Genomic DNA, 19,350 nt, shown 5'->3' with positions numbered 1-19,350 from the left:
CCGGCTGCCGCGTCCCGGTGGCCGGGGGAGCGGCGCGAATGCAGCGTGGGTGCCATGGCACAGACTTCGACGACGGTGTCCGGCCCGCGCCGGACGCCGCCGAGGCCGGGAGCGGCCTGGCGGGCCGGCGGCGGTCTCGCCGGGCCGGCGGCCGTCGCGGTCGTCTACACGCTCGTACAGCTGGCGCTGCTGGTGGCCGGGGCGGGGCTCGGCTGGGACGAGACGGTGTACGTCAGCCAGGTCAGCCCGGGGGTGGACGCCGCGTTCTTCAGCGCGCCGCGCGCCCGGGGCATTACGTTCCTCGTCGCGCCCCTGACCGCGCTGACCCCGTCCGTCGAGGCGCTGCGGGTCTATCTGGCCCTGCTGTCCGGCGCCGGACTGTTCCTCGCGCTGCGGGTGTGGCGCCCGCTGCTCCCGGCGCGCGTACTGACCCTGGCCGGCGCGCTGTTCGCCGGACTGTGGATCACCGTGCTCTACGGGCCGCAGGTGATGCCCAATCTGTGGGTCGCGCTCGGTTCCCTCCTCGCGGTGGGCTGTTTCCTGCGCGCCGCCCGGGACCGCGCGGACCGCGCCGCCCTCGCCGGGCTCGGCGCCGGGATGGCGTTCGTCGCGCTGATGCGGCCCACTGACGCCTGCTGGCTCGCGCTGCCGCTCACCGTCGCCGCGCTGTGCGTCGGTGCGTGGCGGCGTCCCGTTCTGCTGCTGACGCTCGTCGCGGGGGTGGTTGTCGGCTGCGCGCCCTGGGTCGTCGAGGCGTATCTGAGCTACGGCGGGCTCGTCGCGCGGCTGCGCCGGGCCGACGAGATCCAGGGCGCGCTGGGCTGGCACCTCGCCTTCTACGACCAACTGCGCGCGCTTCAGGGGCGATTGCTGTGCCGCCCGTGCGACGTGGCATGGCGGCGGCCGGGCACGGGGGTGTGGTGGTTCGCGCTGCCGCCGCTCGTCGCCGGCGGCGTCCTGCTGGCGGCCCGGGTCCGGCTGCGGGCCGTCGTGCTGGTACCGGCGCTGGCCGGGCTGTCGCTCGCGGTGCCGTATCTGCTGCTGATCGGCTACGCGGCGCCGCGCTTCCTGCTGCCCGCGTACGCGCTGCTCGCCCTACCGGCGGCGCTCTGTCTGCTGTGGATCGCCGAGGCCGCCCGCCCCCGGCCGGTGGCGGCCGCCGGGCTCGCCGTACTGCTGGGCGCGCATCTGGTCGTCCAGTACGGGATCCTCGACGGCGCCGCCGCGCGCGCCCGCGTCAACCGGACCGCCTTCGGCCGGGTGGCGGCCGAGCTGGGCCGCCAGGGGGTACGGCCGCCCTGCGTGGTCAGCGGCGAGGAAGCCGTACGGATCGCCTTCCGCGCCCGCTGCGCGTCACGGCAGACCGGCGGCCACGATGCCTCCATCACCCCGGCGCGGCTCGCGGCCCTCGCCCGCGACCGTCCGGTGGCGGTCGTGGTGTCGGGGGCGGACGAACCCCCGGCGTACGCGCGCTCCTGGCGTCTGCGGCGCCTCCCGGACCTGCCGGGCACGCACCACCTGCGCGCCTACGTGTCGCCCTCGGCGGGGCGCTCACCCAGTGTTTTGGTGATGGAAGTCATTTTCATATAGCGTGCGGCTCAGTCACACGCACCCCGGAGGTTCGCCATGGCCGTACCCAAGCGGAAGATGTCCCGCAGCAACACCCGCCACCGCCGCGCCCAGTGGAAGGCGGCCACCCCGCAGCTCGTCCCCGTCACCGTCGACGGCGCCTCGTACCTCGTACCCCAGCGCCTCGCCAAGGCGTACGAGCGCGGTCTGCTGCGCCCGGACGGCTGAGCCCGTATGCGGCACGCCCCCCTGCCCGTGACCGTGCTGTCGGGATTCCTCGGCGCGGGCAGGACCGCACTGCTCGACCAGGTCCTCGGCAACCGCGCGGGTCTGCGTCCCGGGGCGCTGCACGACGCGCTCACCGCCTGTCTCCTGACCGACGGCGACCGGGACCGGGAGTGCGACGATCCGTTCCCCGCCTGGGACACGTACGGGAGCGACGACGCCTGTGCGCACGAGCACCCCGAGCGGACGGGTCCCGAGACGGGTCCCGTGGAGCCGCGTGCCGTGGAGCCGCTTCTCCCGGAGGTCTGAGGAGCGGCCGAGCGTCACCCGCCCTCGCGGTGGAGGGCGGGTGACGCGCCTCAGCGCGCCGGGCTCAGCGCGGGCAGGGACGACGTGGCATGGGCCGCCGCCGGGCCCGGGTGGCGGGCCAGTCCCGTCGGCCCGGCGGGCAGGCAGGACTGGAGGGCGGACAGCAGCCGCTGCACGTCGTCGTGCGGGCGCACCACGAGCCGCACGAACTGACTGCTGCTGCCGAGCTTGTTGCCGCACTCGCGGATGAAGATGCCGTACTGGGTGAGCAGCCGGTCGCGCAGCGCCACACCGTCGACCCCGTCGGGCAACTTGACCAGCAGGAAGTTCCCCTGGGAGAGAAAGACGATGAGATCGGGCACCGCCGCCAGCGCCTGCGCCATATGGGCGCGGTCACGCGAGAGCAGCGCCAGGCTCTCGTGGTACTCCACCCCGTACTCCTTGATCATGAAGACGACGCTCTCGGCGAAGGAGTTCAGATTCCACTTCGGCAGCGCCCTGCGCACCGTCGCGGCGAGCGCCGGATTGGCCACGAGGTAGCCGAATCTGATGCCGTGCAGCCCGAAGTTCTTGCCGAGACTTTTCAGCACGATCACATTCGGCCGGATGGCCGCCTCGTCGGCGACGGACGGCGCGCGTTCCGCGTCCACGAAGTCGATGAACGACTCGTCGACGACCACCAGGTCCAGGTCCGACAACTCATCGAGCAGCCACAGCACTTGATGACGGCGCAGATAGCCGCCGTCCGGGTTGTTGGGGTTGCAGATGACCGCCACCCGGGAGCCGCGCTGCCGGATGAAACGCACGTACTCCCGCAGATCGAGTGTGAAGTCCTGGTCCTCCTGGAGGGGGAACATGTCGACGCGCTTGCCGGTCTCCATCGGCTGGTCGGTCCACCTCCCGAAGGTCGGGATGGGGATGGCCAGGCTCTCCTTCACCAGCAGATGGTCGATCCAGGTGATCAACTCGGTGGAGCCGTTGCCCATGGCCACCGTCTGCGGGTTGAGGCCGAGGACCGAGCACAGCTCGGAGGTCACCGTGTCGGCGTCGCTCGGGTAGTACTTCAGGATGGATTCCAGCGATCCCCGCATCCTGGTGAACATGTCCGGCGTGGGGAAGTACGGGTTGCACGGAATGCAGAAGTCGACCCGCTCCTGCACCGGTTCGGCCCTGGCGTAGGGCGAGTGCCGCCCCACGGGCTCGACCTGATCCGCCGAGTCCGCCGGTGACAGCCGGGACAGCATGGCCCAGGAGGGACTGTGCGCCGCGGTGTGCAGGAGGCCGGTTTCGGGTGACGGGGACATAGGTGCGGTCTCCTTCTACGGTCGGACCAGTGTGAGCGGACGGTACGGACGACAGCCGTACGGGTGGGGCCGCACGGAGGGGAGGTACACGCGGGGGAGGTACGGGTGGGGCCGTACCGGTGAGGGGGGAGGGAGCCGGTGGATCCGTACGGTGGGGGACGTACGCATCCACCGGCCGGTAGGGGCCGGGCGTGCGGAGGTCAGCGGACGCGCCGCTTGCGCAGCAGGAACACGCCGATCCCCGCGAGGATCGCCGCGCCCCCGGCCGCCATCGGCACGATCTCGGACGGTGAACCGACGGGCACGGTGTCGGCCGCCCGCGCCGCCGAAGCCGTGTCGTCGGCCGGCGGCTCGGAGGCGACCGGAACCCCGGCAGCCGCTCGCGCGGTGGTCTCCACCGGGGAGGGAGTGGCCGAAGGAGCCGTGGGGGAGAGCCCGGTGGGGGAAGGCGCGGGCGTGTGCTGATGGGTGGGGAGTGTGGTGACCGGCCGGGGCGCGAAGGACGGCGGCTGTTCGGGCGTCACCGCCCCTGCCTGCCCGTCCTCGTCGGCCGCCTCGCCGGGGAAGACGACGTCGGAGCACGAGTAGTACGTGTCGGGCGTGCTGGTGTTCCGCCAGATCGTGTACAGCACATGCCGGCCGGTGCGGTCCGTGGGCAGTGTGCCCGAGATGCGGTACGCGCCGCCCTCCAGCTGCGGGTCCCGCGCCGTGGCGAACGGCTCAGGGGCCAGATCGTCCCAGGTCAGAGCCGTTCCCGGCGCGTATCCCTGGCGGGTGAGATAGAGGCTGAACGACCCCTCGTGGGGGATGGTGGAGCGGTACGTCATGGTGAACGCCGCCCCGGCGCGCAGGGTAGTGGCCGGCCAGTCGGCGCGGGTGACGTCGAGCCCCTTGAACGCGTCGAGTCCGCCGCTGCACAGCCTGCCGTCCGGGATGGACTCGCGGTCCCTGCCGTCGACCCCGGCGAGCCGCAGATTGTCCCAGTCGTCGAACGCTCGGCCGTCGTTGGCGGCGACGGCCGCCCGGCAGGCGTCCGAGGAGGCCGCCGCCCCGCCGTCCGGGCCGCAGGCGGCGGCCCGGCTGAGCGGGTCCGTCGGCGCGCCGTGCGCGTACGCGGGCCCCGCGCCGAGCGCCGTCAGTGCCGTCGCACCCGCGAGCAGGAGTGGAACAGTGCCGGCGAAGGCCGCTGACGCGGCAGTGCGATGGCGGAACATCCGTGACAGACCTCCTCGGTGGGCCCCGCCAACCTCGGGGCCCAGCAACCTGCCGTCTATTACGGCCGTCGCCCGCCGGGCGTTCAGCGCACCCGCGACGATCTTGCGAGGAGGCGCGCTGACCCTCTGGACCGGTCAACTCCCTTGCTCTGAAGCCTAGATGGGGGCGCCCGGTGGGACGCGCGGCTCGGGGCCGAGCCGCGGCGCCCGGCTCTGCCCCGCCAGGAACCCGCTGATCGTCCGGGCCGCCTCCCGCTCCGCCTCGCCGCCGTTCCGCCACTCCTCGGCGAACAGCCGCAGCCGCGCGCCGATCCCGGCCCGTACGGTCGCGTGCGGGACGTCGCCGCCCATCACCCCGAGCACGGCCCGCAGCACCGCCCAGCCCGCGGTCTCCTGGACGGCCGCCGCACCGGCCTGGTCCGGGGCTTCCCCGGACGGCGGGTCGGCCGGGCGCCACGCGGCGCGCAGCAGGGTGTCCACCACCGCGCCGGGCGAGGGTACGGCGGGATCCACGGCGTGCTGCCAGCCCAGCCGGTTGAGCCGGGCCGGATCCAGCAGCTCCCGCGTGACCAGCGCCACCGTCGCCTCCACCGCCGCGAACGGGTCGAAGACGCGGCCCGCGCGCGTGTCGAAGTACTCGGCGGTCCGTTCGTACCGGATGGCGGGCGGCGTGAGCACGGACAATACGTGAGCGGGCAGGGCGAGTTGGTCGGCGCGCAGCAGCTCGGCCAGCCGGTCCAGCGCCCGCCGCTGGATGTCCGCCCCGACGGGTACGGTGCCGGCGCCGTCCTCGCCCGCCAGCCCGTAGCCGTACCGCACCCCGCCCACCAGGCGGGCGACGGCGGCGAGTTGGGAGCGGTGGTAGAGCTGGAGCAGCACCGCGCGCTCCTCCAGCTCCCCGGTCTGCCGGCCGGGCGGCAGCACCGCGCGCGAGAAGCCGTCGAGCGCGGCACGCCGTACGGCCAGCGCCTCGTCCAGGGCGGCGAAGGCGTCGGAGACCGGCGCGACCCAGACGACGGCGTCCGCGTGCGCCGCCTCGGGGCCCCGCGCGTCCTCGTCGGTCACGTAGAGCAGTCCCCGCTCGGCGGCCGTGCGCCGCAGCCGCGCCAGCGCGGTGTCCTCGTCCTCCCCGGGGAAGCGGCCGTAGGCGTGGGCGACCAGGAAGTGGTCCCAGGGGCCGAGCCCTTCGGGGTACGCGTGCGCGGAGTCGGGGCGGCCGTCCGGGCCGACCGTGACGCGGGGGTGCGGATAGTCCATCACCGAGGGGCTCGGGTGGTGCGTGCTGGCGAAGTTGTGCATGAAGCCCAGCGCGTGGCCGATCTCGTGGGCCGCGAGCTGCCGCATCCGGCTCAGCACCAGCGCCTCCACCGCCGCCAGCCGCTCGCTCTCGTCCGGCTTGCCGTACGGCGCGTGGAGCGCCTCGGCCAGCGCGGTGATCTGCTCGACGCGCTGCGAGCCGAGCCGGACCCGGCCGCAGATGATCTCGCCGGTGCGCGGGTCGGTGAGCCCCTGGCCGTGCGACCAGCCGCGGCCGTCCCGGTGCACCCAGCGGACGGAGTTGACGCCGAGGTCGTGGTCGTCGGGACCGGCCGGGGCCACCTCGACGCGGAAGGCGTCGCGGAATCCCGCCCGTTCGAAGGCGTCCCGCCACCAGTTGCCGCCCTCGACGACGGCGCCGCGCACGGGTTCGGGGACGGCCGGGTCGATCAGGAAGACGATCGGACGCCGTACGGCCACGGGCGCGCCGACGGACGCTTCTCCCTCGGCCGGTTCGAGCCGGAAGCGGGGCTGGAGTTTCACCTGGGTGCCCGCCCGCGTACCGGCGCCGTGGTCGTCGTGGCCGATGCCGTAGGCGCCGGAGGCCGGGTGGTAGCGGCGGGCCCTCATCGCCGGATCGGGCAGCGGGACGAGATGGAGCTGCTGGACGACGCTGAGGGCGCGCGGCGCGGGCACCACGTCCCGCAGCGCCGCGCCCGGCGAGGTGCCCGGCAGTGCCCTCAGGGTGAGCAGCGCGGGCAGCCGGGTCCCGCCGGGGCCGGTCGTCGCCTCCCGCGCGAGCGGGAAGCTCGCGTCCGGATCGACCTCGTACGCCCCCTGTTCCCGGGCCCGCAGGTCCTCCGCGATCCCGTGGAAGTCGGTGAGGGCCAGGCCGGTCGCGTCGACCACCGCGGCGCCGTCGCGCTCGCGCAGCACCGGGGCGCTCCAGACGACCGAGGTGGCGAAGGACTCCTCGCCCGCGCGGACCGCCGCGGCGTCTCCGGTGGCCAGATGGTGCTTGTTGCGGAGCACGAGCAGCACCCGGCCGCCGATCCGGCGGAACTCGGCGACCTTGACCTTTCCCGCCTTGCCCCGGTCGAGACCGAGTGCGCTGGAGCCCGCGCCGTGCGAGAGCGCGGCCATCAGCAGGAACGGTTCGCCGAAGCGCCCGATTCCGAGGAGCAGCCGGTCGTCCTCGGGGTCCGCGCACAGGCCGAGGAAGTCCGGCGGGGCGTCGGGGCCGGGGCCGGGGCCGGGCAGGTCCGGCGCCGCGCCGGTCGTCCGTGCTGGGGGCAGGTCGCTCACGCCGGGCTCGCTTCTCTCGCGTATGCGGAAGAGCAGATCGTACGTCCGTGACGTATCGGGCCGGATGTCCGGGCCCACCGGCCGGTCTCCTGCGGCCCGTCTCCTGCGGCGGGGCCGCCGGCAGCGGGCCGTCAGCCGTCGGCGGGCTCGGCGGGGATCTCGTACGCGAGCCGGAACCGTTCGCCGGGCACCACGAGATCCGCCGTCTCCAGCGGCCGGTCGCCCGCGTAGTAGGTCCGCTCGATGGCGGCGACGGGCGCGCCCGGGGTCAGATCGAGCGCGTCGGCCTCCTCCCGGGTGGCGGTGCGGGCGGTGACGGTCTCGGTCGAGCGGGTGATCCGGAAGCCGATGTACGACATCCGGGCCACCACGCTGCTGCCCGCCATGGGGCCCGCGCCGGGCAGCGAGACGGGGGTGCCGCCGGTCACGGTGAGCGGCTCCCAGCTGACGCAGAACATGGCGGGCCGGCCGTCCCTGGTGATCATGTATTCGCTGCGGATCACGGGTTCGGCGGCGGGGACCGCGAGGCGCAGGGCGATGTCCTGCGGCGCCTCGCCGGTGGTGGAACGCGGCGTCCCGCGTACCGAACGGCCGTCGTCGCCGGTGGCGTCGCCGCCCGCGCCGTCCCGGGCGATGCTTCCGGGGCCGCTGCCGGGGGCGGTGCTGCCCGGGGCCGCGCTGCCCGGGGTCGCGCCGTCCGGAAGCGTGCCATCCGGAACCGCGCCGTCCGGAAGCGCGCTGCCCGGAACCGCGCCGTCCGGGGCGGCGCGGGACGGCGCGGGCCCCGCTCCTGTCCGGGCCGCCGTGACCGCGAGCCTGCCCTGGAGGCGCTCATGCGTCCAGGACCTGGCCATCGTCCCGGACGAGGGCCGCTCCCGTACGAACACACCGCGCCCGGCCCGCCCCTTGACGAGCCCGTCGGCGGTCAGGGCGCGCACCGCCGCCGCGGCGACGTTCGAGCCGACGCCGTAGCCGCGCGCGAGTGCGGCGCGGGACGGAAGGGGGTCTCCCGGTGCGAACTCACCCGTCTCGATGCGGCGCCGAAGGTCTTCCGCAACCGCCCGATAGGCCGCGACCGCCATCTGATGTCTCACCTTTCGGACAGCGTCTCAGTAAGTGAGAAGTTTCTCCTCGGATCCGGCCCGCCCGGGACGCTCCGCTCCTGATCTTCGGGAGCGGTCGCCGAGCACCTGATGCATCAAGTGAGGCCGAAAATCCACTATCCCGGGAAGTCTGCCACGTGAGCCCGGCGACCTGTTGCATCAGGTGCCCCTGTCCGCATGCGTCCCGGCGTGCCCCGTCCGCCCACGGAACAGCCCTGTTCCGCAGGGGTGGGGGCTTTGCGCGGGCGCCCCGCGCGGAGCTACTTTCAGCTCCTGTCCCACCGGCAGCCGTGTCCTTTCGGCCGGACAGGGGGACGGACAACCGCACGGGTACGGGTGAGGAGGACCGAGAATGAGCCAGGGCACAGAGCACGGCGCTCCGCACCGTCCCGGTCTGGCCGAGCACACCGACGCCGCCCGTCGCGTCCTGCTCACCCCGGACCACCCCGGCGCCCTCACCCCCGCACTGCGGATCATGGCGGCGGCCCGCGCGGCCGAACACACGGGGCAGCCCCGGCTCGCCGCGCGCTACCGGGCCCTGGCCCCCGGCGCCGCACCGGAAGGATCCGCCGCACCGGACGGATCCCGCGCCCCGGAACCCGCTACGCCCGAGGCCCGCGCGCTGGCCGAGGCCGTCCAGGACTTCACCGACAGCGTCACGTTCGACCCCGCGGGCACCGGCCCGGCCGCTCTGCGGAATCTGGCCGCTCACGGACTGGACGCGCCGGCCGTCGTGGCCCTCGCCCAGATCTGCTCCTTCGTCGCGTACGAGGCCCGCGTCGTCTCCGGGCTCGCGCTGCTGGCCCAGGCGCAGGCCCCGGCCGACGAGGCCGCCGGGACCGCCGGAACCGCCCGGCCGGGAGACACCCCCGCGCCGCCGTCCGCACCACAGGAGCGGGACTTCACGCTGGACCAGCTGACCTGGCGGCCGCGCGTCCCCGCCGTCGACGCCGACGCGCTCACCGACACGCAGCGCGCCGTCCTCGACGCGCACACCACCCTGTCGGCCGCCTCGCCGTACTACCGGACGCTGCTGCACGACCCGGCCGCGCTCGACCACCGCACCCATGTCTACAACGCCGTCATGTACGGCCGGGGCGGCCTGCCGCGCGCCGAACGCGAACTGGCGACCCTGCTGGTCTCCCGTGCCAACGGCTGCGTCTACTGCGCCTCCGTGCACGGCAGGAAGTACGCGCAGCTGTCCCGCGACGAGGCGGCCGCGCTGCGCGTGCTCGGCGAGGGCGCCGCGGCGCTCGCCGGTGACGCCCGGGGCCTGGCCCTCGCCCGCTTCACACAGGCCCAGACGCTCACGCCGCCCGCCGCCACCGCCGCGGACGTGGCCGCCCTCCGCGAGGCCGGTCTCGACGAGGCCGCGCTGACCGATCTCGTCCACGCCGTCGCCCTGTTCGGCTGGGCGAACCGTCTGATGCTCGTCCTCGGCGACGTACACCCCGCCAGGAAGCTCGACGCGGGCATTCCGCGCACCGACGCGCGGGAGTCCTGTAGCGGGACGTCGGGCCGGACCGCACGGGCGGGCGACGCGTAGCCGTCCCCCCGCGGGCCCCGGCCCGACGTCGCCCCGCGCCCGTGGCTCCTCAGCTCCTCGGAAATCCTCGGCCCCCTCGGAACCCCTCCCGGATCCGCGCCCCCGACCCTCCCGATCCCGCCCGACCGGAGACCGCCATGCCTGCCCTGCGCCCCGCCCTCACCACCGTCGCCGTACTGACCGGTACCGCCCTGCTCGCGACGGCCTGCTCCTCCTCCGCCACCTCGCCCTCCGGCTCCTCGGGTGACGCGGGCGGCAAGCAGACCGTCACCTTCATGGGGTTCTACGGCACCTTCCAGGACTCCTTCACCAAGACGGTGATCAAGCCCTTCGAGAAGGCCAACCCGGACATCACCGTCAAGTACGTCCCCATCCAGAACTCCGCCGAGGTGCTGGCCAAGCTGCGCGCCAGCACCAAGCGCCCGGTGGCCGATGTGGCCCTCATGGACAGCTCCGTGGCGCCGACGGCCAACAAGGAGAAGCTGTTCGCGCCGCTCGACGCCGCGAAGGTCCCCAACCTCGACCACCTCGTCCCCACCGCGAGGAGCAAGGACGGCTACGGGCCCGCCGTCACCTTCGACAGCCTCTCGATCCTCTACAACTCCAAGAACGTCAAGAAGGCGCCCACCAGCTGGAACGACCTCTGGAACGCGGAGTACAAGGGCAAGCTGGCGATGCCCGTCGCCGACACCCGCGGCGTCGCGCTGATCATCGCCCTGGAGAAGATCCTCGGCGCCGACTACCAGAAGGACATCGACCCAGCGATCGACAAGCTCAAGAGCCTGTCCCCCTCCGTCCAGACCTGGCAGCCCTCGCCCGACGTCTACACCGCCATCCAGTCGGGCGACGCGGACGTCGCCGTCGGCTGGAACGCCCGGGGCCAGTACTACAAGGACTCCTCGCAGGGCGTCGTACAGCCGGTGCTGCCCAAGGAGGGCACGGTCACCCAGGTCAACACCATCAACCTGGTCAACAACTCCTCGCACACCGCCGCCGCGCAGAAGTTCATCGACTACGCGATCGGCGCCGAGGCCCAGAAGGCCTTCGACGACGAGGCCTTCTACGCGCCGGTCAACAAGGACGTCCGGCTGGCGCCCGAGACCAAGGAGCGCACGCAGGCGTCCGCCGTGCAGCAGAAGAACCAGATCCCCGTCGACTGGGCGTGGCTGACCACCCGCTACACCGCCTGGGTCGACCGCATCAAGCAGGAGGTCATCGGTGGATGACACCTCGGTGAGCGACGGACACCTCGTACTGGAGTCCCTGGCCAAGACCTACCCCGGCAAGGACGGCGCCGCCGTGCGCGGCATCGACCTGACCGTGGAACGCGGCCGCATGCTCGCCGTCCTCGGCCCCTCCGGCTGCGGCAAGTCCACCACGCTGCGCATGATCGCGGGGCTGGTGGAGCCCACCTCAGGGCGGATCCGGGTCGACGGCAGGGACCTCACCGACGCGCCGGTGCACCGCCGCGACATGGGCGTCGTCTTCCAGTCGTACGCGCTCTTCCCGCACCTGGACGTCGCCCGCAACGTCGCCTTCGGTCTTGAGATGCGCAAGACCCCCAAGGCGGAGCTGAAGCGCCGGGTGGACGAGGCGCTCGAACTGGTACGGCTCGGTCATCTCGCCGGCCGCCGGATCGCCCAGCTCTCCGGCGGCCAGCAGCAGCGCGTGGCGCTGGCCCGCGCGCTGGTCGTGGAGCCGGCCGTGCTCCTGCTCGACGAACCGCTGTCGAACCTGGACGCGCAGCTGCGCTCGGCGATGCGCGACGAGATCGTGCGCATCCAGCGCGAGACGGGCGTCACCACCGTCTTCGTCACCCACGACCAGCAGGAAGCCCTGTCCATGGCCGACAGCGTCGCCGTCATGAACCAGGGCCGGATCGAGCAGGTGGGCACCCCCGAGGCCATCTACGAGCGCCCGGAACGCCCCTTCGTCGCGCGGTTCGTGGGCCGCGCCAACCTGCTCGACGGCACGGTCACCGGCACCGAGGGGGACACGGCCTCGGTCGACCTGCCCGGCCTCGGCACGGTCCGCGCGGCCGGCGACCGGGTGGCGGTGGGCGACACGGCCACCGTCATGTTCCGTCCGCACCGGATCGCCCTCACCGCAGCGGCCCCCGGCAGCGGCGCCGTACGCGGCACGGTCCTGTCGGCGGGATACGCGGGCGAGACGGTCGCCTACCGGGTGCGCCTCGGCGACGACGGGCCCGTACTGGACGTCGAACGGCCCACCGGCGCGCACGCGTCGTACGGCCCCGGCGCCGAGGTGGAGCTGTCCTGGGACCCGAAGGCCCCCCGCCTGGTGGCCGGCGAGAAGGGCACGGCGTGACAGCGGACACCGTGACCCCGTCTCCCGCGACCGCCCCCGCGCGCGGGCGGACCCCCGTACGCGGGCGGGGACCGGCGCGCGCGGCGCTGGCCCTGCTGGTGCCCGGCCTGCTGGCCCTGCTGCTGACGTACGCGCTGCCGCTGGTGTGGGTGGTGCGGATGTCGCTCAACGAGTCGGGGGAGGGCGGCCTGATCCGGCAGACCGTCTCCCTCGCCACCTTCGGCGAGGTGCTCGGCAGCTCCCACTACTGGAACGTGATCCGGCAGACCGTCGAACTCGGCGTGCTGGTCACCTTCTTCACCCTGATCGTCTCCTACCCGGTGGCCCTGTTCCTGGCCCGTACCACCAGCCGGTGGCGCAGCCTGCTCATGGCGCTCGCCATCGCGCCGCTGCTGATCTCGTCGGTGGCGCGCACCTTCGGCTGGATGGCGATCCTCGGCCGGCAGGGAGTCGTCAACAAGACACTGGACGCTCTCGGGCTGATCGACGCCCCGCTGCACCTGGCCAACAACCTCACCGGGGTGGTCATCGCCTCGACCGAGATCTACATGCCGTTCGCCATCCTCGCGATGATCAGCGGCTTCGGCCGGCTCGACCCCGCCCTGGAGCACGCCGCCGCTTCGCTGGGCGCGCCCCGCCGTACGGTCTTCCGCCGGATCGTCCTGCCACTCACCCTGCCGGGCGTGCTCACCGCCGGGCTGCTGGTGTTCGTCCTCAGCCTGAGCGGCTACGTCACCCCGCGGCTGATCGGCGGCGGACGCGTCTTCGTGCTGGCGACCGAGATCTACGACGAGGCGATCACCAGCCTCGACTGGCCGGTGGCCGCGGTCCTCTCGATGCTGCTGCTCGCGGTGTTCGGGATCGTGATCGCGGTCTACCTCTGGGCGCAGAGAGCCCTCGAAGCCCGCTTCACCGGCGCACAGGAGGCCCGCTCATGACCACGCGCCGGCTGACCGGGGCGGTGTGGGCCGTCGTGCTCACCGTCCTCTATCTCTTCCTGCTCGCGCCGATCCTCGTCGTCCTCGTGGAGTCCTTCGACCACTCCACCTATCTGCGCTTCCCGCCGGAGGGCTTCAGCCTGGAGTCCTACCGGCAGGTCTTCGCCAACGACGCCTTCCGCGAGGGCTTCAAGGTCAGCGGGATCACGGCCGCGGTGACCGCGCTGCTGGCGATGGCGACCGGGGTACCGGCCGCGCTGGCGCTGACCAGGCTGCGCTTCCGGGGCCGGGCCGCGATCGAGGCGGTCTTCCTCTCGCCGCTGCTCGTACCGCACATCGTGCTCGGTCTCGCGCTGCTGCTCATCCTGGCGCCGATCCCGCTCACCGACACCTACTGGGGGCTGATCCTGGCGCATCTCGGGGTGAGCGTGCCCTATGTCGTACGGACGGTGTCCGCCGCGCTGGTCTCGGCGGACCCGAGGGCCGAGGAGGCGGCGCGCACGCTCGGTGCGAACGGACTCAGGACGTTCTGGCGGATCACCCTGCCCGCCATCCGCCCGGGGCTGTTCTCCGGGGGCGTCATCGCCTTCCTGCTGTCCTTCGACGAGACCGTGATCTCACTCTTCGTCTCCGGCCAGAACACCGTGCCGCTGCCGGTCGCCGTGCTCCAGTACGTCGAGTACCGCAGCGATCCCTCCGTGGCCTCCCTCTCCGTCCTGCTGGTGCTGCTCTCCGTGGTCGTCGTCGTGCTCGTGGAGCGCGGCCTCGGACTGCGCCGCACGCTCAGATCCGGCTGAGCCCCCCACATCCGTCCGTACCGCTCCAAGGAGTTCCACCGTGTCCGACAGCCCGGCGCAGCCCCTCGACCCCACCGCGCTCCACCGTGACAGCGTCGTCTTCAACGCGCTCGACTGCACCCCGCTGGCCTGGGCGGACGAGACCTACCTCGGCAAGCTCGCCGCCTCCGGCGTCACCGCGATCAACCACGCGGTCTCCATCTCCCAGGACTACGACGCCGCCGCCGCGTCCATCGTCGGCTGGCAGCGGCGGCTCGCGGAGACCGACGGCCGGGTCTTCCAGGCGTACGGACTCGACGACGTCGCCCACGCCAAGGCCGAGGGCCGGGTCGCCTGGTTCGCCGGCTTCGAGGACAGCAAGCCGGTGGGGGAGGACCTGTGGCGGCTGGAGACGCTGTACCAGCTGGGGCTGCGCTTCATGGGGCTGACGTACCAGAACCGCAACTACGCGGGCGACGGCAGCGGCGAGAGCGCCAACGGCGGGCTGAGCCGCTTCGGCCGCGCCCTGGTCATGGAGTGCAACCGGCTGGGCGTCGCCCTCGACCTGTCGCACACCGGTGAGCGCTCCACCCTGGAGGCCATCGAGGTGTCCGACCGGCCCGTCCTCGTCACCCACGCGGGGCTGACGCACTTCGTGGACAGCCCGCGCAACAAGAGCGACCGCGTGGTGCGGGAACTGGCCGCGCGCGGGGGCGTGTTCGGACTCGCCGCCAAGTCCGGGTTCCTCACCCCGGACGGGCTGACGCGGCGGCCCGGCGCCGACGTCTTCGCCGACAACATCGACTACCTCGTCGAACTGGTCGGCATCGACCACGTCATCGTCGGCACCGACGTCGGCGACGAGCGCAAGTACTCCCGCGAGGGCATGGCGCGGGTGCGCCGCCTCTACCCGGAGATCCCCATCGTCGGCGAGGACCTCGACCTCGACCGCATCCACCCCGAGGGCATGGGCACCCCCGCTGACCTGCCCCGCATCACCGAGCTGCTGACCGGCCGCGGATACAGTGGCGAGGACATCACCAAGGTCCTCGGCGGGAATCTGACGCGGGCCCTGGCGGAGATCTGGGACTCGGGAGTGTGAGCGTGCGCCGTCCGATCAGCGTCGCGGTGGTCGGGGCCGGGCCGCGCGGCACCGCCGTGGTCGAACGCCTGATAGCCAACCTCGGGCCGCACGGGTCCTGGGCGGGCGCCCCGGCCGAGCTGCACGTCGTGGAGGAGCACACGCCGGGCGCCGGCCGGGTCTGGGATCCGGCACAGCCCGAGCACCTGCTGATGAACACGGTCGCCGGGCACGCGACCGCGTTCCCCGACGACACCGTGACGATGGACGGCCCCGCCACCACCGGGCCCACGCTCATGGAGTGGGCGCGCGAGCACGCGCCCGGCCTCGAACCGTGGCAGCACCCCCACCGGGCGCTGATGGGCCGCTATCTGGCCTGGGCCCACCAGTGGATCGTCGGGGGAGCGGCCCCGGCCACCCGCGTCGTGCCCCACGCCACCCGCGCCGTCGGACTGGACGAGGCGCCCGGGGACCGGCTGCGGCTGCGCCTCGCCGACGGGACCGAGCTGCTCGCCGACGCGGTGGTCCTCGCCACCGGCCACACCGACCAGCTGCCGTCGGCCGAGGGCCGCGCGCTCGCCGCCGCCGCCGAGCGGCACGGGCTGCTGTATCTGCCGCCCGGCCACCCCCGCGAGACCAGGCTCGATCTGCTGCCGCCCGGGGAACCGGTCCTGGTCCGGGGGCTGGCGCTCAACTTCTTCGACCAGCTGGCGCTGCTCACCGCCGGACGCGGAGGCCGCTTCGAACCGGCCGGTCCTGACGGCCGGCTGCGCTATCTGCCCTCCGGCCGGGAGCCGCTGGTCCTCGCCGGGTCGGGGCGCGGCGTGCCGTACCTGGCCCGTAATCAGGTGCCGGGGCAGATGCCGACGGGACACACACTGGTCCACTTCGACGGGGCGGCCCTCGCGCGGCTGACCGCGCGGGCGCCGGGCACCGTCGACTTCCGGACCGAGGTGCGCCCGCTGATCGAACGCGAGGCCGCCGCCGCGTGGGACCGGGTGGGCGACCCGGCAGCCGGCCCCTTCGACCTGGCGGCCGTCGACCGGCCGCTGTCCGGGCGGAAGTTCGCCGACCGCGCGGAGTTCGGCGGATGGCTGCGGGAGTGGCTGCGCGCCGACATGGCGGCGGCCAGCGCACCGGAGCTGAGCCCGCTCAAGGCCGCCGCCGGGGCGGTCACCGCGGTGAAGGGGCAGGTACGGCGGCTGGTGGCGGCCGGGGTGCTGAGCGGCGCCTCGTACCGCGAGCTGGAGTGGTTCCGCTCCTTCGGAGCGCATCTGTCCAGCGGCCCGCCCGCCAGCAGGATCGCCGAGCTGATCGCCCTGAACGAGGCGGGCGTCGTCGAGTTCACCGGGGCGCGGCCCGCCGTCACCGTGGACGCCGCGACCGGGCGCTTCACCGTCACCTCCGCGACCACCCGCGCCCCCGCGGCGACGGCCCGCGCGCTGCTGGACGCCTGGCTGCCCGGCCAGGACCTGGCGGGAACCGCCGACCCGCTGCTCGGCGGACTGGTCGCCGCCGGTCTGGCCCGCCCGCACACGGCGGGCACGGGCGAGGGTACGGAGGTGACGGGCGCCCTCGACGTGGGCGCGGACGATCTGCGGGTGCGCACCGCCGACGGACGGCCGCACCCGCGTCTCTTCGCGGTCGGCATCCCGGTCGAGGGCGTGCACTGGAACACCCCGATCGGGGCACGGGCGCGGGCCGACGCGGAGATGTTCCGCCAGGCCGACACGATCGCCCGCTCCGCCCTGGCGGCACCGCTCGGCTGACCGCCCCGGGCAGGTCAGCCGAGCAGCGCCGCCACCGCCACCAGCACCGGCACGGACGCCACCGTGGACAGCAGAATCGATTCGCGCGCCAGCCGTTCGCCGACCCGGTACCGCGAGGCGTACGTGTAGAGGTTCTGCGCGGCCGGCAGCGCGGAGGTCACCACCACGTCCAGCAGGGCCGCGCCGTGCAGCCCGAAGACCCCGGCCCCCAGCGCCCACGCCGCCAGCGGCATGCCCACGGCCTTCAGCCCGGCGGAGAGCAGCACCGCGAACCGGTCGGGGCCCCGGCCCGGCATCGCGCTGCCGCACAGCGAGATCCCGAAGGCCAGCAGCACGGCGGGCACCGACATGTTGCCGATCAGGATCAGCGGATCGAGTACGGGCCCCGGCACCGTCCACCCGGCCGCGGCGAACGCCACACCCAGCAGTGAGCTGGCGCCCACGGGGTTGCGCAGCGGGGTGGTCACCCGCTGCCAGACCGAACGTTTCTCCGCGTCCCCCGACAGATCGAGCACCGTCAGCGCGATCGGGGTGGCCACCAGCTGCTGGAACAGCAGGACGGGCGCCACCAGCGAGGCATCACCGAGCACGTACACCGCGATCGGGATGCCGAGATTGCCCGCGTTGACATAGCTGGAGCACAGCGAGCCGATCGTGGTGCGCCCCACGTCCCAGCGGCGGATCAGGGCGACCGCGACGAACGCGCCGGCGGCGATGAAGGTGCTGATGGCGGTGATCAGCAGCCTGCTGGAGAGGATCACCGACAGATCGGCCCGCGCGAGCGTGGTGAACAGCAGGGCGGGGGTGGCCACATGGAACGCGAGCTTGGTGAGCACCTCACGGCCGTTGTCCCCGAGATACCGGCGCCGCCCGATCACATAGCCGACCCCGATGACCACCGCGATGACGGCGAAACCGGTCAGAACTCCGCGCACGGCATGTTCCCGTCATGAGTGGAGGCGGTGGTCTGCGGTGGCACGGATAGATGGATCACGCAGCAACTTTCCCGAGGAAGGTCGGGCCAGGTCAACGTGATCTCGCGCACCGATACGGGAGGCCCGCCACAGGGTGCCCGCGAAGTCCGTTCCGGCAGGTAATACGGTGAGAGCGAGGAGTGTGTTTCGGCCCGGCACCGCCACTCACCAATCCGCCGCGCACGACCCCGCCGCGCACGACCCGCCACTCACGAGACCGCCACTCACGGCAGACAGCGCCGCGACCCCACCCGCCATCCGCCCCACGGACCACTTCCCCCCGTCGATCGAGGAGCACGCCCATGACCCCCGCCACGCCCACCCCCGCCGAGGCCTCCGCCGAAGCCGTCGCGCGGCTGCGCGCCACCTTCGGGACCGGCCGGACCAAGGAGCTGTCCTGGCGGCTCGGCCAGCTGGCGGCGCTGCGCGCGCTCCTCACCGAGGAGGCCGAGACGCTCCAGGCGGCGCTGCTGGCGGATCTGGGCAAGAACCCCGTCGAGGCGTACCGCGCCGAGGTCGGCTTCACCATCAACGAACTCGACCACACGGTCACCCACCTGGAGGAATGGCTGCGCCCGAAGGCCGCCGCCGTCCCCGACGCCTTCCTCCCCGCGGAGGCCCGGGTCGTGCGGGACCCGCTCGGTGTGGTGCTGATCATCGCGCCGTGGAACTACCCCGTACAGCTGGCTCTCGCGCCGCTGGTCGGCGCGCTCGCGTCGGGCAACGCCGTGGTCGTCAAGCCGAGCGAGCTGGCCCCGGCCACCTCCGCCGCGCTGGCGGGGCTGCTGCCGAAGTATCTCGACACGGACGCGGTCGCCGTCGTCGAGGGCGCGGTCCCGGAGACCACGGCCCTGCTGGAGCAGCGCTTCGACCACATCTTCTACACCGGCAGCGGCAATGTCGGCCGCATCGTCATGACCGCGGCGGCCAAGCACCTCACCCCGGTCACCCTGGAGCTGGGCGGCAAGAGCCCCGTCGTGGTCGAGCCGGGCGCGGATCTGGAGGTCACCGCGCGGCGGATCGCGCGCGGCAAGTTCGCCAACGCGGGCCAGACCTGTGTCGCCCCCGACTACGTCCTCGCCATCGGCGACACGGCGGCCCGGCTGGAGCCGTACCTCGCCGCCGCGGTCCGGGAGCTGTACGGGGACGACACGGCCGCCAACCCCGGCTACGGCAAGATCGTCAACGACCGCAACTTCGACCGGCTGACCGGCCTCCTCGGCGCCGGACGCGTCGTCACCGGCGGCGGCCACGACCGTACCGCCCGCCACATCGACCCCACCGTCCTCGCCGATGTACCGCCGGACGCCCCGGTGATGAGCGAGGAGATCTTCGGTCCGATCCTGCCGGTCCTCCCCGTACCCGACCTGGACGCCGCGATCACCTTCATCAACGACCGCGACAAGCCGCTCGCCCTGTACGCCTTCACCGGGTCCGACCGCACCAAGGAACGGCTCACCCGCGAGACCTCCTCCGGCGCCCTCACCTTCGGCCTCCCCGTCCAGCACCTCGCCGTGCCCGAGCTGCCCTTCGGCGGCGTCGGCGCGAGCGGCATGGGCCGCTACCACGGCGAGTACTCGATCGACACCTTCAGCCACGCGAAGGCGATCCTCGACAAGCCGCTGGACTGACGCCGTCCGACGGCGGCCCGG

14 protein-coding genes and 2 pseudogenes are annotated in these 19,350 nt (G+C 73.5%); 11 read left to right on the top strand and 5 right to left on the bottom strand.

Annotation, left to right across the window (positions count from 1 at the left end; translation table 11 throughout):
* Positions 1 to 54: 54 nt before the first annotated feature.
* From OG627_RS04120 to OG627_RS35440, 3 genes and pseudogenes are all read left to right on the top strand, one after another.
* A complete protein-coding gene (locus OG627_RS04120; protein WP_329061508.1) occupies positions 55 to 1,590 on the top strand; it encodes a hypothetical protein in 1,536 nt (511 codons plus the stop codon).
* Between the two features lie 36 nt (positions 1,591 to 1,626).
* Complete coding sequence (gene rpmF / locus OG627_RS04115) at positions 1,627 to 1,797, top strand: 50S ribosomal protein L32 (protein WP_329061506.1); 171 nt, start codon at positions 1,627 to 1,629, stop codon at positions 1,795 to 1,797.
* Positions 1,798 to 1,803: 6 nt separating this feature from the next.
* Positions 1,804 to 1,905 (top strand): annotated as a pseudogene (locus tag OG627_RS35440) (GTP-binding protein); the annotation flags it as partial.
* A gap of 314 nt (positions 1,906 to 2,219) precedes the next feature.
* Here OG627_RS35440 and OG627_RS04105 read toward each other — a convergent pair.
* From OG627_RS04105 to OG627_RS04090, 4 genes and pseudogenes are all read right to left on the bottom strand, one after another.
* Positions 2,220 to 3,407 (bottom strand): annotated as a pseudogene (locus OG627_RS04105) (pyridoxal phosphate-dependent aminotransferase); the annotation flags it as partial.
* A 200-nt stretch (positions 3,408 to 3,607) separates the two neighbouring features.
* Positions 3,608 to 4,621, bottom strand: coding sequence for a lytic polysaccharide monooxygenase auxiliary activity family 9 protein (locus tag OG627_RS04100; RefSeq protein WP_329061501.1), 1,014 nt, complete (start codon positions 4,619 to 4,621; stop codon positions 3,608 to 3,610).
* Between the two features lie 156 nt (positions 4,622 to 4,777).
* Positions 4,778 to 7,183, bottom strand: coding sequence for a zinc-dependent metalloprotease (locus OG627_RS04095; protein WP_329061499.1), 2,406 nt, complete (start codon positions 7,181 to 7,183; stop codon positions 4,778 to 4,780).
* Positions 7,184 to 7,314: 131 nt separating this feature from the next.
* Complete coding sequence (locus tag OG627_RS04090; protein WP_329061497.1) at positions 7,315 to 8,265, bottom strand: GntR family transcriptional regulator; 951 nt, start codon at positions 8,263 to 8,265, stop codon at positions 7,315 to 7,317.
* Positions 8,266 to 8,638: 373 nt separating this feature from the next.
* On the opposite strand from OG627_RS04090, the gene OG627_RS04085 reads away from it, so the two are divergent.
* From OG627_RS04085 to OG627_RS04055, 7 genes are all read left to right on the top strand, one after another.
* Complete coding sequence (locus OG627_RS04085; protein ID WP_329061495.1) at positions 8,639 to 9,832, top strand: peroxidase-related enzyme; 1,194 nt, start codon at positions 8,639 to 8,641, stop codon at positions 9,830 to 9,832.
* 137 nt (positions 9,833 to 9,969) lie between these two features.
* On the top strand, positions 9,970 to 11,058 hold the full coding sequence (locus OG627_RS04080) for an ABC transporter substrate-binding protein (protein WP_329061493.1): 1,089 nt from the start codon (positions 9,970 to 9,972) through the stop codon (positions 11,056 to 11,058).
* A complete protein-coding gene (locus OG627_RS04075; protein WP_329061491.1) occupies positions 11,051 to 12,160 on the top strand; it encodes an ABC transporter ATP-binding protein in 1,110 nt (369 codons plus the stop codon). The genes OG627_RS04080 and OG627_RS04075 overlap by 8 nt, the downstream gene beginning before the upstream one ends.
* The gene (locus tag OG627_RS04070) at positions 12,157 to 13,098 is read left to right on the top strand and encodes an ABC transporter permease (protein WP_329061489.1); all 942 of its coding nucleotides are present in this window, start codon (positions 12,157 to 12,159) and stop codon (positions 13,096 to 13,098) included. Before OG627_RS04075 ends, OG627_RS04070 begins: the two co-directional genes overlap by 4 nt.
* Positions 13,095 to 13,895 (top strand): ABC transporter permease, encoded by an 801-nt coding sequence (locus OG627_RS04065; protein WP_329061487.1) that lies wholly within the window; start codon positions 13,095 to 13,097, stop codon positions 13,893 to 13,895. The genes OG627_RS04070 and OG627_RS04065 overlap by 4 nt, the downstream gene beginning before the upstream one ends.
* 40 nt (positions 13,896 to 13,935) lie before the next feature.
* Entirely contained in the window at positions 13,936 to 14,976 is a 1,041-nt protein-coding gene (locus OG627_RS04060) for a dipeptidase (protein WP_329061485.1), read from the top strand.
* Between the two features lie 2 nt (positions 14,977 to 14,978).
* Positions 14,979 to 16,724, top strand: coding sequence for an FAD/NAD(P)-binding protein (locus OG627_RS04055; RefSeq protein ID WP_329061482.1), 1,746 nt, complete (start codon positions 14,979 to 14,981; stop codon positions 16,722 to 16,724).
* A 14-nt stretch (positions 16,725 to 16,738) separates the two neighbouring features.
* On the opposite strand, the gene OG627_RS04050 is transcribed toward OG627_RS04055, so the two are convergent.
* Entirely contained in the window at positions 16,739 to 17,659 is a 921-nt protein-coding gene (locus OG627_RS04050) for an AEC family transporter (RefSeq protein ID WP_329061480.1), read from the bottom strand.
* A 341-nt stretch (positions 17,660 to 18,000) separates the two neighbouring features.
* On the opposite strand from OG627_RS04050, the gene OG627_RS04045 reads away from it, so the two are divergent.
* Positions 18,001 to 19,329, top strand: coding sequence for an aldehyde dehydrogenase family protein (locus OG627_RS04045; RefSeq protein WP_329061479.1), 1,329 nt, complete (start codon positions 18,001 to 18,003; stop codon positions 19,327 to 19,329).
* Positions 19,330 to 19,350 lie beyond the last annotated feature (21 nt).

The organism is Streptomyces sp. NBC_01429 (assembly GCF_036231945.1).
Classification (GTDB): domain Bacteria; phylum Actinomycetota; class Actinomycetes; order Streptomycetales; family Streptomycetaceae; genus Streptomyces.
This window is presented reverse-complemented; position numbering and strand designations above follow the sequence as displayed.